At 74.4% G+C, this 13,221-nt stretch carries 12 protein-coding genes; 8 read left to right on the top strand and 4 right to left on the bottom strand.

Features of this window, described 5'->3' with window-relative positions:
* Positions 1-28: 28 nt before the first annotated feature.
* Positions 29-616: a general stress protein gene (locus tag CLT75_RS02640; RefSeq protein WP_135239318.1), complete on the top strand. Its 588-nt coding sequence runs from the start codon at positions 29-31 to the stop codon at positions 614-616.
* A gap of 53 nt (positions 617-669) precedes the next feature.
* Here the strand turns inward: CLT75_RS02640 and CLT75_RS02635 are convergent, their stop codons facing one another.
* On the bottom strand, positions 670-1,254 hold the full coding sequence (locus tag CLT75_RS02635; protein ID WP_135239317.1) for a DUF1684 domain-containing protein: 585 nt from the start codon (positions 1,252-1,254) through the stop codon (positions 670-672).
* A gap of 113 nt (positions 1,255-1,367) precedes the next feature.
* Here CLT75_RS02635 and CLT75_RS02630 point away from each other — a divergent pair, with 113 nt between their 5' ends.
* On the top strand, positions 1,368-1,850 hold the full coding sequence (locus CLT75_RS02630; RefSeq protein ID WP_135239316.1) for a MarR family transcriptional regulator: 483 nt from the start codon (positions 1,368-1,370) through the stop codon (positions 1,848-1,850).
* Positions 1,851-1,861: 11 nt separating this feature from the next.
* Positions 1,862-2,848 (top strand): pirin family protein, encoded by a 987-nt coding sequence (locus CLT75_RS02625; protein WP_135239315.1) that lies wholly within the window; start codon positions 1,862-1,864, stop codon positions 2,846-2,848.
* Positions 2,849-2,892: 44 nt separating this feature from the next.
* Here the strand turns inward: CLT75_RS02625 and CLT75_RS32990 are convergent, their stop codons facing one another.
* Entirely contained in the window at positions 2,893-3,018 is a 126-nt protein-coding gene (locus tag CLT75_RS32990; protein ID WP_013285371.1) for a hypothetical protein, read from the bottom strand.
* A gap of 141 nt (positions 3,019-3,159) precedes the next feature.
* On the opposite strand from CLT75_RS32990, the gene CLT75_RS02620 reads away from it, so the two are divergent.
* Complete coding sequence (locus CLT75_RS02620; RefSeq protein WP_135239314.1) at positions 3,160-4,749, top strand: phospholipase D-like domain-containing protein; 1,590 nt, start codon at positions 3,160-3,162, stop codon at positions 4,747-4,749.
* Here CLT75_RS02620 and CLT75_RS02615 read toward each other — a convergent pair.
* Positions 4,698-5,435, bottom strand: a complete 738-nt coding sequence (locus tag CLT75_RS02615; protein WP_135239313.1) for a hypothetical protein — start codon at positions 5,433-5,435, stop codon at positions 4,698-4,700. The two genes, CLT75_RS02620 and CLT75_RS02615, sit on opposite strands and share 52 nt — an antisense overlap.
* Positions 5,436-5,770: 335 nt before the next feature.
* Between CLT75_RS02615 and CLT75_RS02610 the strand changes: the two genes are divergently transcribed.
* Both CLT75_RS02610 and hrpB read left to right on the top strand, forming a co-directional pair.
* Positions 5,771-6,592 (top strand): SigB/SigF/SigG family RNA polymerase sigma factor, encoded by an 822-nt coding sequence (locus tag CLT75_RS02610; RefSeq protein WP_135239312.1) that lies wholly within the window; start codon positions 5,771-5,773, stop codon positions 6,590-6,592.
* A 132-nt stretch (positions 6,593-6,724) separates the two neighbouring features.
* Entirely contained in the window at positions 6,725-9,295 is a 2,571-nt protein-coding gene (gene hrpB, locus CLT75_RS02605) for an ATP-dependent helicase HrpB (protein ID WP_135239311.1), read from the top strand.
* Between the two features lie 3 nt (positions 9,296-9,298).
* Here hrpB and CLT75_RS02600 read toward each other — a convergent pair whose 3' ends face one another.
* On the bottom strand, positions 9,299-10,024 hold the full coding sequence (locus CLT75_RS02600; RefSeq protein ID WP_135239310.1) for a protein phosphatase 2C domain-containing protein: 726 nt from the start codon (positions 10,022-10,024) through the stop codon (positions 9,299-9,301).
* A gap of 212 nt (positions 10,025-10,236) precedes the next feature.
* On the opposite strand from CLT75_RS02600, the gene CLT75_RS02595 reads away from it, so the two are divergent.
* On the top strand, positions 10,237-12,843 hold the full coding sequence (locus tag CLT75_RS02595; protein ID WP_135239309.1) for a glycoside hydrolase family 9 protein: 2,607 nt from the start codon (positions 10,237-10,239) through the stop codon (positions 12,841-12,843).
* Between the two features lie 53 nt (positions 12,844-12,896).
* Positions 12,897-13,217, top strand: coding sequence for a DMT family transporter (locus tag CLT75_RS02590; RefSeq protein ID WP_120570628.1), 321 nt, complete (start codon positions 12,897-12,899; stop codon positions 13,215-13,217).
* Positions 13,218-13,221: the final 4 nt, after the last annotated feature.

Raw genomic sequence — 13,221 nt, 5'->3', positions numbered from 1 at the left:
CGCGGCGGGTTGACGAAGGAGGATGCTCATGACCAGACCCTCGACTCCGACCGCGGCCTGGCAACCCGGAATGCCGGGCAGCGACAACCTCCCGTCCGGCCCGGGCGGTCGCCCGACGCCGCCGAGCGGGGACGGGCACGGCCCGCAGGCCGGGGCGGCGACCGTCACGATCGGCTCGTACCCGGACTATCCGTCCGCCCAGCGCGTGGTGGACTATCTGGCCGACAACCGGTTCCCAGTGGAACGTACCTCGATCGTCGGTACGGACCTCACGCTCGTGGAGACCGTGATGGGACGGCTCACCACGGGCCGGGCGGCCCTGCTCGGGGCCGGCACCGGCGCCTGGTTCGGGTTGTTCATCGGCTTGTTGTTCGGCATCTTCACCGCCGGGAACTGGCTGGCGGTGATCCTGGTCGGGCTGGTGATCGGCGCGATCTGGGGTGCGGTGTTCGGCGCTGTCGCGCACGCCATGAGCGGTGGCCAGCGTGACTTCACGTCGGCCAGTTCACTGCGGGCCGCCCAGTACGCGGTGACGGTGGACGCGGAGATGGCCGGTCAGGCGCAGCAGCTGCTCAGCCGGATGCACCTGACACCGACCGGCGCCACCGCCCGCTGACCGGCGGTACGCGACAGCGAGGGAGGGCCCCGCCGGGGTCCTCCCTCGTCGCGTCAGTGGTACGCCCGCTCCCCGGCCCGCAGCGGCACGTCCACCCGGTTCTCCGGCGGGGCCAGCGGGCAGGCCCACCTGTCGTCGTAGGCGCAGCTGGGGTTGTAGAGGTAGTTGGCGTCCAGCCGGACCCGGTCGCCGGGGAGCACGGTCAGGCCGCGGCCGAAGGTGCCCTTGACCGTGTCGGTGAGGTACCGGCCCCCGCCGTACGAGCCGTCGCCGCAGGTGCCGTCGCGCAGCGGCAGGAACAGCCCGCCCCCGTACGCCTCGATCCACCAGAGCGTCAGCGGTCCCCACGGCGTCTCGGCCACCGCGACCCGCCGGTACGCGACCACGCCGTCCGGGCCGCCGGTGTCGATGCGCAGCTCACCGGAGGCCTGGCGCAGCGGGGCCTCCACCACTGCCGACGGGTCGGGCGGGTACCAGCGCAGCCCGGTGAAGCCCGGCCGGTCGGCGGGCGGCACCGGGCTGCTGGGGTGGGTGCGGAACAGCTCGTCGCGCGCGGCCCGGAACCCGGCCAGGTCGAGGTCGGACAGGTAGAGCCGGGCCACCCGCTCCCGCCAGTCGAGCAGGTCGAGATCGTCCATCCCCCGACCCTAGCCCGGCCACCCGTTCAGGTTTTAAAGAGTCACCCTTGACTGGCTGGCCGAGCACAGCAGGGACACTTGTTTAAATTTTAAGTAGTGCTATTCTCGGAGCCATGACGGAGAGCCTGGACGCCGAGCGGATGGCCTGCTGGCGCGCGTACATCGAGTCGAGCCAGCGGCTGTTCACCCGGCTCGAGGACGACCTGCGCGCCGACAGCGACCTGAGCTTCGCCGACTACCACGTGCTGGTGCTGCTCTCCGAGGCGCCCGGCCAGCGGCTGCGCATGGGTGAGCTGGCCGACCGGCTGGTGTTCTCACCGAGCCGGCTGACCTACCAGATCACCACGATGCGCAAGCGCGGCCTGGTGGCGAAGGAGGCGTGTCCGGCGGACCGGCGCGGCAGCGAAGCCGTGCTCACCGCCGCCGGCCTGCTCGCCCTGCGCGAGGCCGCGCCGCACCACCTGCGCTCCGTACGCGCCCACCTGATCGACGACCTCGACGACGCCGAGGTCGCCTGCCTCACCCGGGTCTTCGAGCGGCTCGGCCGGCGCCTGCGCGCCGACCACACCGCATCGTCCACCCCGGCCGACAAGTAAGGAGTCCCGCGATGCCCGCGATCACCGTCGACGACGTCCTCGTCCTGCCCCGCCTGCCCGAGCTCGGCGAGGCCACCGAATACCGCCAGGTCCGCCGGGTCACCACCGCCCCCAGCGGGTACGAGGGCGAGGGCTTCCCGGTCCGCCGGGCCTTCGCCGGCGTGCCGATGACCGAGCTGGACCCGTTCATCCACCTCGACCAGATGGGCGAGGTCGACTACGCGCCGGGCGAGCCGAAGGGCACCTCCTGGCACCCGCACCGCGGCTTCGAGACGGTGACCTACATGATCGACGGGATCATGGACCACCAGGACTCGACGGGTGGCGGCGGCACCATCACCGACGGCGACACCCAGTGGATGACTGCCGGCAGTGGCCTGCTCCACATCGAGGCGCCGCCGGAGCACCTGGTGATGAGCGGCGGGCTGTTCCACGGCCTGCAGCTCTGGGTCAACCTGCCCCGGGTCGCCAAGATGAGCGCGCCGCGCTACCAGGACATCCGCGGCCGGGAGTCGGCGCTGCTGACCACGCCCGACGGCGGCGGCCTGATCCGGGTCATCGCCGGCGAGGTCGCCGGGCACCGGGGTCCGGGCTCGACGCACACGCCGATCACCATCGCGCACGTCACGTTGCAGCCCGGCGCCGAGCTGAGCCTGCCGTGGCGGTCGGACTTCAACGCGCTGGTGTACGTGCTGGCCGGCCGCGGCACGGTCGGCACCGACCGGCGGCCGATCCACCTCGGCCAGCTCGCCGTGCACGGTCCCGGTGAGGCGTTGCGGATCACCGCCGACCGCACGCAGGACTCCAACGCCCCGGCGCTGGAGCTCTACCTGATGGGCGGCCAGCCGATCCGCGAGCCGGTGGCGCACTACGGCCCGTTCGTGATGAACACCCGCGCCGAGCTGATCCAGGCGGTCGAGGACTTCCAGGCCGGCCGGCTCGGGGTGATCCCGACCGGGCGGGTGCCGCACACCGACGGCCAGGGCGACCGGCCCTGACCTGCTACGGGCGCCCCGGTTCGCCGGGGCGCCCGGCCGCGGTCTCAGGAGACGGCGAAGATCCCGGCCACCCCGAGGATCACCATCAACAGGACCGCCACCAGCGCACCCCGCTCCCCCTCCACCGCCTGGTCGCGGTCGGTCACGGTGTTCGTCGTCTCGGCGGGCATGTCGGTGCCTCCTCGGTATCGCGATCCAGGGGTCCGGCGCACCCCTGACGCGCGGCACCGGCGCCGACCTGCTGCTCGACGTGCGGGGCCCTGCCGGGGGTCCTACCGTGTGAGGACGTCGTCGACCTCGGGGGGTGGAACGTGACTCTGCGGGACTGGTTCCTCACCGCACAGGAACGCGCCAACCCGAGGTCTGAGTTACCCGTCTGGGCCGATGGAAACCTCGCCGAGCCGTTGATTCACGGTGCCGCGTACTTCGACCGGCTGGTCAGCGAGGTGGAGGCGTTGTCCGCGGGCGACCACCTGTTCTTCACCGACTGGCGCGGTGACCCGGACGAGCGGATGCGCCCGGACGGCCCGACCGTGGCGCAGTTGTTCGCCCGGGCCGCCCAGCGCGGGGTCATCGTCAAGGGCCTCATCTGGCGCTCCCACCTCGACACGCTCTCCTACAGCGAGGAGGAGAACCGCGACCTCAGCGAGGCGATCCGCGCCGCCGGCGGCGAGGTGCTGCTCGACCAGCGGGTCCGGCGCGGCGGCTCGCACCACCAGAAGCTCGTGGTGCTGCGCCGGCCCGGCGACCCGAGCCGCGACATCGCCTTCGCCGGCGGCATCGACCTGTGCCACAGCCGCCGCGACGACGCCGGCCACGCCGGCGACCCGCAGCCGGTCGGCATGTCCCCCCGGTACGGCCCCACGCCCCCGTGGCACGACGTGCAGCTGGCGGTGCGCGGGCCGGTGGTCGGCGCGCTGGACACCACGTTCCGGGAGCGCTGGACCGACCCGATGCCGCTGGACTCGGAGAACCCGATGGCGTACCTGCGGGACCGGCTGCGCGGCTCCGACCTGCGCCCGGACCCGCTGCCCGGACAGCCCGCCGACCCGCCGCGCTGCGGGCCGCACCACGTGCAGGTGCTGCGCACCTACCCGGCCGTGCGGCCCCGCTACTCGTTCGCCCCGGACGGCGAGCGCACAGTGGCCCGCGGCTACACCAAGGCGGTACGCCGGGCCCGGCGGCTGATCTACCTGGAGGACCAGTACCTCTGGTCGACCGAGGTGGCCGAGCTGTTCGCGCAGGCGTTGCAGGAGCACCCGGACCTGCACCTGGTGGCGGTCGTGCCCCGGCATCCGGACGTGGACGGCCGGCTCGCGCTGCCGCCGAACATGGTCGGCCGGGAGCAGGCGCTGTCGCTGTGCCACCGGGCCGCGCCGGAACGGGTGCACGTGTTCGACGTGGAGAACCACGACGGCACGCCGGTCTACGTGCACGCCAAGGTCTGCGTGGTGGACGACGTGTGGGCCAGCGTCGGCAGCGACAACTTCAACCGCCGGTCCTGGACGCACGACAGCGAGCTGTCCTGCGCGGTGCTCGACGACACCCGCGACGAGCGGGCGCCGGCCGACCCGGCGGGGCTGGGCGACGGCGCCCGGGTGTTCGCCCGCGACCTGCGGCTGCGGCTGTGGCGCGAGCACCTGGACCGCGATCCCGGCGGCGCGCAGGACGGCGACCTGCTGGACCCGGCGGACGCGGTCGCCGCGATCACCGCGGCGGCGGAGGAACTGGAGCGCTGGCACGCCGGGGGCCGGGCGGGTCCCCGTCCGCCGGGCCGGTTGCGGCCGCACCGCCCGGAGCGGTTGCCCTGGCGTACGCGGCTCTGGGCGCTGCCCGCGTACCGGCTGGTCTACGACCCGGACGGCAGGCCGCTGCGGGCCCGGCGGGCCGGCACCTGGTGAAGGTCCGCCACCTCGTCCGGCACGTTCGGGCGGGCCGGGTACGCGAACGACACGCGCGGCGCGTAGAAGCCCCAGCACACGTGCAGCGGGTTGGCCGGCCGCAGCGCGTGGACCGGGTGCTCCGGGGCCGGGAACTCCACCGACTCGACCTCGAACGGTGACACCGGCTCGGCCACGTACGGGTAGTCGGTGACGATCAGCTCGCCGTCGTTGCGGGTGAGGTACCGGTGGTGGCCCATGTGCGCCTCGGTGCCGGTGTGCCCGACCCGGGCGGTGACCCGGATCAGCAGCGTGCCGTCGGCGGCCCGGGTCTCGGCGGTGAGCCGGCCGCCCCGCAGGTCGAGGCGGGTCTCCCCGGCGGCGGCGGGCGCGCCCCGCGCGGCGGCGTACCGCCGGACCCGCTCGCTGGAGGCGAGATAGTGCGTCCACCAGCCACCCGGCGTCTCGCCGTCGGGCGGATCCATGTCCGCCAGTGAGACACCCAGGTAGGTGAGCGAGTACGCGCCGAAGCCGGAGGTCTGCGTCTCGTCGTCGACGACGTACTGGTTGACGAACACCTGACGCTGCGGGTGCGGGCGCAGACCGGCGGGCAGCAGGGTCTCGACCGCGCCGGGATCCGCCGGGAGCCAGCTGAACAGCAGCGTCCGGGCGTTGATGACGAGTTGCGGCGCGGCGGGATCCAGCACGGTGCCTCCGTTGACGTGTCGCTACGGACGCTACGGGCGGTCCCGTCGGCGGGACAACGACAGAAAGCCGACACATCGACCACCTGTCGGATTCTTCGTTGACCGATCGGGGTACGACCGGGGCCGACCGGTCACCGCCGCCCCACCACCCCGGCGAGCGCGATATCAACCGGCTCACGCCTTTCATGGCTGCTTACACCTTAAGTACATCGTACTTTCGGCTAGATTTCCGCAGCACGATCGGGCTATGGTGGCTTCCGAACGTACTACCGACACCTAAACCTGAGCGTCACGTCTTTTTTCTTCCGTGGACGAGGTGCAGGGAGGACCCACCCATGACCGCTCCCACGACCAGCGCCCCGGCGACCACGCCGGCCGGCTCCGCGAAGCTCGACCCCCGCTCGCTCACCGACAGCGCCGCCGACCTGCTCGCCGCGATGGCCGCGCTGCCCGCCGGCCACCCGTCGCGGCCCGCGCTGCGCGATCGCGCCATCGAGGCGTGGCTGCCGCTGGCGAACCACCTGGCCCACCGCTACAGCGGCCGGGGCGAACCGAACGACGACCTGGCGCAGACCGCGGCGATCGGCCTGATCAAGGCGATCGACAAGTTCGACCCGTCGCGCGGTGTCGACTTCGCCGGCTACGCCATCCCCACCATCATCGGCGAGCTGAAGCGCCACTTCCGCGACCGCACCTGGGACATCCGGGTGCCGCGCCGGCTCCAGGAGCTGCGCCTGGCGATCTCCGACGCCAACAGCACGCTGCTCCAGACGCTCGGCCGGTCGCCCACGGTCGCCGACATCGCCGCCCACCTCAAGCTCACCGAGGAGGAGGTGCTGGAGGGCCTGGAGGGCGCCCGCGCCTACAACGCGGTGTCGCTGTCCACCCCGACCGGCGACGGCGAGCGGGCCACCGAGCTGGGCGACCTGCTCGGCGGCGAGGACGGCGAGTTCGAGCTGGCCGAGATGCGCGTCGCCCTCGGCCCGGCGCTCGCCACGCTCGACCAGCGCGAGCAGAAGATCCTCACGCTGCGCTTCTACGGCAACCTGACCCAGTCGCAGATCGCCGAGCAGATCGGCGTCTCGCAGATGCACGTGTCCCGGCTGCTCGCCCGGGCCCTGACCAAGCTGCGCGGTCAGCTCGACGGAACGTACTAGCAAGGGGGCCGCAGCCGGGTCGGCGGACCCGGCGCGGCGGCCACCCGGCCCGGTCGGCGGTGCGCCGGCCGGGCCGTTCCGCGTTCCGGGGGCAGCGCGGACCGTCCGGCGGCGCGGTGCGAGAGTGGGGCCGTGCTCGCCGACATCCCGCTCGACCTGCCGGTCCGCCCGGTCCTGCCGGCGCTCGTCGGCGCGCTGCGCGAGCGCGGCGCCGCCGTCCTGGTGGCGCCGCCGGGCACCGGCAAGACCACGACCGCGCCGCTCGCGGTCGCCGACGCGGTCCCCGGCCGCGTGGTGATCGCCCAGCCGCGGCGGGTCGCCGCCCGCGCCGCCGCGCACCGGATGGCCGCCCTGCTCGGCGAGCGGGTCGGCGACCGGATCGGGTACGCGGTGCGCGGCGAGCGCCGGACCGGGCCGCGCACCCGGGTCGAGGTGGTCACCACCGGTCTGCTGGTCCGCCGCCTGCACCACGACCCGGAACTGCCCGGCGTGGACGCGGTACTGCTCGACGAGTGCCACGAGCGGCACCTCGACGCCGACCTGGCGCTGGCGTTCAGCGTCGAGGCCCGCGCGACGCTGCGCCCCGACCTGTGGCTGCTGGCGATGTCGGCCACCCCGCAGACCGACCGGTTCGCGGCGCTGCTCGGCGCCGGCGACCCCGCCCCCGTGGTACGCGCCGAGGCCGCGCTGCACCCGGTCGAGCGGGTGTGGGCGCCGCCGCCGCGTCCGGTGACGCCGCCCGGCGCCGGCCGGGTCGACCCGGCACTGCTCGATCACGTGGCAGCCACGGTCCGCCGGGCGCTACGCGAACGCGACGGTGACGTGCTCGTCTTCCTGCCCGGCGCGGGTGAGATCGGCGCCGTCGCGCGCCGCCTGGCCGGCCTCCGCGACATCGCGGTGCTGCCGTTGCACGGACGGCTGCCCGGGCCCGCCCAGGACGCGGCGCTCACCCCCGCCGCCGGGCGGCGCGTGGTGCTCGCGACGGCGGTGGCGGAGAGCAGCCTGACCGTCCCCGGCGTCCGGGTGGTGGTGGACGCCGGCCTGAGCCGGGTGCCCCGCACCGACCTGGCCCGAGGGCTGGGCGCGCTGATCACGGTGCCGGTGTCGCGCGCCGGGGCCACCCAGCGCGCCGGCCGGGCCGGACGGGAGGCGCCCGGCGCGGTCTACCGCTGCTGGTCGGAGGCGACACACGAGCGGCTCGCCCCGCAGCCCGAACCGGAGATCGCCACCGCCGACCTGACCGGGTTCGCGCTGGAGCTGGCGGCCTGGGGCACACCGGACGGCACCGGGCTGGCGCTGCCCGACCCACCGCCGCCGGCCGCGCTGACGGTGGCGCGGGAGACGCTGACCACGCTCGGCGCGGTGGACCACGACGGCCGGATCACCGCGCGGGGACGGGCGGTAGCGGCGGCGGGCACGCATCCCCGGCTGGCGCGGGCGCTGCTGGACGGCGCGCCCCGGGTCGGCGCCGACCGGGCCGCCCAGGTGGTGGCGATCCTCGGCGAGGACACGCTGGGCGGGACCGGGGACGACCTGCCCGCCCGCTGGCGCCGGCTGCGCGACGGCACCGACCCGGCCGCCACCGCCCGCTGGCGCGCCGAGGTACGCCGCCTGCGCGCCGCCCTGCCCGCCGACCGTCACCCCGCCGGCACGCGCGCCGACTCGACGCCGCACCGCAGCGGGAGCGGCGGACGGTCGGCGGGGAACGAGCGGGCGCGCCTGCCGGACGATCTGGCCGCCGGGCTGCTCGCCGGACTGGCGTACCCGGAACGGCTGGCCCGGGCACGGCGGCCGGGCGGGCCCGCATACCTGATGGCCGGCGGGACCGCCGCGGAGCTGGCGCCCGGGTCGGGGCTGACCGGAGCGGCGTGGCTGGCCGTCGCGGTGGCCGACCGCTCCCCCGGCGCGCCCGCCGCCCGGGTGCGGCTGGCCGCGCCCATCGACGAGGCGACCGCCCGGGAGGCAGGGGCGGCGCTGCTGGACACCGGGCGGGAGGTGGCCTGGTCCGGCGGGGACGTGGTGGCCCGCGAGGTGGTCCGGCTCGGCGCCGTCGAGCTGGTCGACCGGCCGCTCACCGCGCCGGACCCGGAGCTGGTCGCGGCGGCGCTGCTGGACGGGCTGCGGCAGGAGGGGCCGGGCCTGCTTCGTTGGACGCCGGAAGCGACGGGGCTGCGCCGCCGGCTGGCGTTCTGCCGCCAGGCGCTCGGCGACGACTGGCCGGACGTCTCCGACGCGGCGCTGCTCGCTGAGGCGCCCGTCTGGCTGGGACCGGAGCTGGCCCGTGCCCGGCGCCGGGCCGACCTCGGCCGGGTGGACGTGGCGGCGGCGCTGCGGCGGCTGCTGGACTGGCGGCAGGCGGCGCGGCTGGACGAGCTGGCCCCGGAGCGCCTGGAGGTGCCGAGCGGCTCGCGGATCCGGGTCAACTACGCCGACCCGGCCGCGCCGGTGCTGGCGGTCAAGCTCCAGGAGACGTTCGGCTGGCGGGACGTGCCGCGCATCGCCGACGGGCGGGTGCCGGTGCTGCTGCACCTGCTCTCCCCCGCCGGGCGGCCGGTGGCGGTCACCGCCGACCTGGCCTCGTTCTGGCGCACCGGCTATCAGCAGGTACGGGCGGAGCTGCGCGGACGCTACCCGCGCCATCCGTGGCCGGAGGACCCGACCACCGCCGAGCCGACCCGAAGGGCCGCCCCGCGGCGGCGGTGAGGGCTACTCCTCGACGATGTCGGCGATCACGACGGTGATGTTGTCCGGGCCGCCGGCCCGCAACGCCAGGTCGATCAGCCGGGCCGCGCAGGCGTCGCGTTCCGGCTGCTCGCTGAGCACCTCGGTGAGCGTGTCCGCGCGGACCACGTTGGAGAGGCCGTCGCTGCACAGGAGCCAGCGGTCGCCGGCCCGGGGCACCATGGTGGCGTACGACGGGGAGACCTCGTCACCCTGCAACGCCTGGGTCACCACCGCCCGCCGGGGGTGACTGCTGGCCTGCTCGGCGGTGATGACGCCCTGGTCGACGAGCATCTGCACGAAGGTGTCGTCGCGGGTGACCTGCTTGAGCACGCCCTCGCGGTACAGGTAGGCCCGGGAGTCGCCGACGTGTGCCAGCGCGAGGCAGCTGCCGGTACGGGCGAACAGCAGCGCGGTGAGCGTGGTGCCCATGCCCTGACGCTCCGGGTCCTCCTCGACGGCCTGGCGGATCCGCGCGGTGGCCAGCTCGATCCCGCCCTGGAGCGCGGCGACGAGCGCGTCCTCCGGCGTCTCCACGTCCAGCGGGGCTACCGCGTCGATGGCGATGCGGCTGGCCAGGTCGCCGGCCGCCATGCCGCCCATGCCGTCGGCGACCGCGACCAGCCAGGCGCCCGCGTGCTGCGCGTCCTGGTTACCGCTGCGGATCAGCCCACGGTCGCTCGCTCCGACGGAACGAAGCTTCAGGGTCATGGGTCGCAGCCTGCCAGGTCGAGGGCTCGGATGTCTCTAGGAGATCACTGACATCGTACGTGGCGCGCCGAATCGCGCCGCGCCCGGGCGCGCGCGCCTCATCGGGCCGGATCGATTGACAGCCACGGAACGCGGTGGAAACATCGGGCTGATATTGGGAGCGCTCCCAGCTCCCGGTCTCCCCACCACCCCCGAGCACGGAAGGAACCTCCGTGACCCGATCCCGTCGTCGGCTCGCCGCGCTCGCGGCCACCACGCTGGCGCTCACCGGCCTCACCGCCGGTCCGGCGAGCGCCGAGGTGCCGCCGGACGCCCCCGAACAACTGCGCAACGGCGACTTCAGCGCCGGTGTCTCCCCCTGGTTCTCCTACGGCACCGGCGACCTCGCGGTCGTCGACGGCCGGCTCTGCACCTCCGTCGCGGCGGGTACCGCCAACCCGTGGGACGCCGGCATCGGCCAGGACGCGGTGCCGCTGACCCAGGGCGCCGAGTACGAGCTGTCCTTCGACGTCTCCGCGACCCCCGGCGCGGCCGTCAAGGCGGTGCTCCAGCTCGGCAGCGCCCCCTACACCACGTACGCGAGCGTCGACGCGACCGCCACCGGCACCGCGAAGCACGTCACCACCACGTTCACCTCCCCGGCCGACAACCCCACCGCCCAGCTGATCTTCCAGGTCGGCGGCAGCGCCCAGGCGCAGACGTTCTGCCTGGACAACGTGTCGCTGCGCGGCGGGGAGCCGGCGCCGCCGTACGAGCCGGACACCGGGCCCCGGGTCCGGGTCAACCAGGTCGGCTACCTGCCCGGCGGGCCGAAGCACGCCACAGTGGTCACCGAGGCCACCGACGCGCTGCCCTGGCAGCTCCAGTCGGCCGGCGGCGCGGTGGTAGCCAGCGGGCAGACCACGCCGCGCGGCACCGACGCCGCCTCGGCGCAGAACGTGCAGACCGTCGACTTCTCCGTGTACCGCACGCCGGGCACCGGCTACACGCTGACCGTGGACGGCGAGACCAGCCACCCGTTCGACATCTCCGGCGCGCTCTACGACCGGCTGCGCGCCGACTCGCTGCAGTTCTTCTACGCGCAGCGCAGCGGCATCGAGATCGACGGCGACCTGATCGGCGAGGAGTACGCCCGCCCGGCCGGCCACCTCGGCGTCGCGCCGAACCAGGGTGACACCGACGTGCCGTGCCAGGCCGGCGTCTGCGACTACTCGCTGGACGTGCGCGGCGGCTGGTACGACGCGGGCGACCACGGCAAGTACGTCGTCAACGGCGGCATCGCCGCCTACCAGCTGCTGAGCACGTTCGAGCGGACCAAGACGGCCGAGACCGCCGGTGGCGGCGCCGCCCTGGGCGACTCCACGCTGCGGCTGCCCGAGCGCGGCAACGAGGTGCCGGACGTGCTCGACGAGGCCCGCTGGGAGCTGGAGTTCCTGCTGCGCATGCAGGTGCCGGCGGGCAAGCCGCTGGCCGGGATGGTCCACCACAAGATCCACGACCGGAACTGGACCGGCCTGCCGCTGCAGCCCCAGGACGACCCGCAGCCGCGTGAGCTGCACGCGCCGTCCACCGCCGCCACGCTGAACCTGGCCGCCGTCGCGGCGCAGTGCCAGCGGCTGTACGCCCCGTACGACGCCGCGTTCGCCGCGCGCTGCGGCACCGCCGCGAAGACCGCGTACGCGGCGGCCAAGGCGCACCCGGCGATCTACGCCTCGGCCAGCGACGGCACCGGCGGCGGCGCGTACGACGACACGAACGTCACCGACGAGTTCTACTGGGCCGCTGCCGAGCTGTGGCTGACCACCGGCGACAAGGCGTACCTGGCCGACGTCACCGGCTCGCCGCTGCACACCGCCGACGTGTTCGCCCCGAACGGTGCGTTCGGCTGGCAGAGCGTGGCCGCGCTGGGCCGCCTCGACCTGGCCACCGTGCCGAACACGCTGCCCGCCGCGGAGAAGACCCGCATCCGCGAGTCGATCACCGCCGCCGCCGACAGCTACCTGGCCACGATCGCCGGCCAGGCGTACGGGCTGCCGTTCCCGGGCAGCGCCGACGCGTACGTCTGGGGCAGCAACAGCAACCTGGTGAACAACGCCATCGTGCTCGCCACCGCGTTCGACCTGAGCCGGGACGCGAAGTACCGGGACGGCGCGGTGCAGGCCGCGGACTACCTGTTCGGCCGCAACGCGCTGAACATGTCGTACGTGACAGGGTGGGGCGAGCAGCACGCCCGCAACCAGCACAGCCGGATCTTCGCCCACCAGCTCAACCCGGACCTGCCGCGCCCGCCGGCCGGTTCGCTCGCCGGTGGCCCGAACGCCGCGCTCCAGGACCCGTTCGCGGCGAACCTGCTCGCCGGGTGCGCGCCGATGTTCTGCTACGTCGACGACATCAACTCGTACGCGACGAACGAGGTGGCGATCAACTGGAACTCGGCGCTGGCGTGGCTCGCGTCGTTCCTGGCCGACCAGGGTGACGCCGGCGCGGTGCCGGCGCCATCCTGCGCGGTCACCTACACCACGCACGGGAGCTGGCCGTCCGGCTTCACCACCCAGGTGACGGTGCGCAACACCGGCACGACGGCGGTGAACGGGTGGAGCCTGCGCTGGGCCTTCCTCGGCGACCAGAAGGTCGACCACGCGTGGTCGGCGCAGCTCGGCCAGAGCGGCGCCACGGTCACCGCGAAGAACCTGTCCTGGAACGCGAAGCTGGCGCCGGGCGCGTCCACCACGTTCGGCTTCAACGGGACCGCCTCCCGGTTCCCCAACCCGGATCCGGGGCTGGTCACCCTGAACGGAAAGGCCTGCACGGTCTCCTGACCGAGCTGACCGAGCTGACCGGGCGCCATCGCAGGACCGGGTACGGTCCTGCGATGGCGTACCTGTTCCTGCTCGGCGCGATCACCGCCGAGGTGATCGGCACCAGTCTGCTCAAGGCCACCGACGGCTTCACCCGGCTCTGGCCGACGCTCGGCCTCGCCGTGGCGTACCTGTCCGCGTTCGGGCTGCTCTCCCTCGCGGTGAAGGACATCCCGGTCGGTGTCGCGTACGCGGTCTGGTCCGGCCTCGGCACCGCCGCCATCATGGCGATCGGCGCGGCGTTCCTCGGTGAGCCGCTGAGCGTGACGAAGGTGGTCGGGGCGGGCCTGGTCATCGCCGGGGTGGTGGTGCTCAACCTCGGCGGTGCCCACTGAGCGC

The organism is Micromonospora sp. CNZ285, assembly GCF_004637285.1.
The sequence above is the reverse complement of the archived record's forward strand: the minus strand, read 5'-3'. Positions and strand labels throughout refer to the sequence as shown.

Excerpts from the sequence above, each read along its gene's own strand:
- CLT75_RS02640 (WP_135239318.1), top strand. The coding sequence starts at position 29 with ATGACCAGACCCTCGACTCCGACCGCGGCCTGGCAACCCGGAATGCCG.
- CLT75_RS02635 (WP_135239317.1), bottom strand. The coding sequence starts at position 1,254 with ATGGACGATCTCGACCTGCTCGACTGGCGGGAGCGGGTGGCCCGGCTC.
- CLT75_RS02630 (WP_135239316.1), top strand. The coding sequence starts at position 1,368 with ATGACGGAGAGCCTGGACGCCGAGCGGATGGCCTGCTGGCGCGCGTAC.
- CLT75_RS02625 (WP_135239315.1), top strand. The coding sequence starts at position 1,862 with ATGCCCGCGATCACCGTCGACGACGTCCTCGTCCTGCCCCGCCTGCCC.
- CLT75_RS32990 (WP_013285371.1), bottom strand. The coding sequence starts at position 3,018 with ATGCCCGCCGAGACGACGAACACCGTGACCGACCGCGACCAGGCGGTG.
- CLT75_RS02610 (WP_135239312.1), top strand. The coding sequence starts at position 5,771 with ATGACCGCTCCCACGACCAGCGCCCCGGCGACCACGCCGGCCGGCTCC.
- CLT75_RS02600 (WP_135239310.1), bottom strand. The coding sequence starts at position 10,024 with ATGACCCTGAAGCTTCGTTCCGTCGGAGCGAGCGACCGTGGGCTGATC.
- CLT75_RS02590 (WP_120570628.1), top strand. The coding sequence starts at position 12,897 with ATGGCGTACCTGTTCCTGCTCGGCGCGATCACCGCCGAGGTGATCGGC.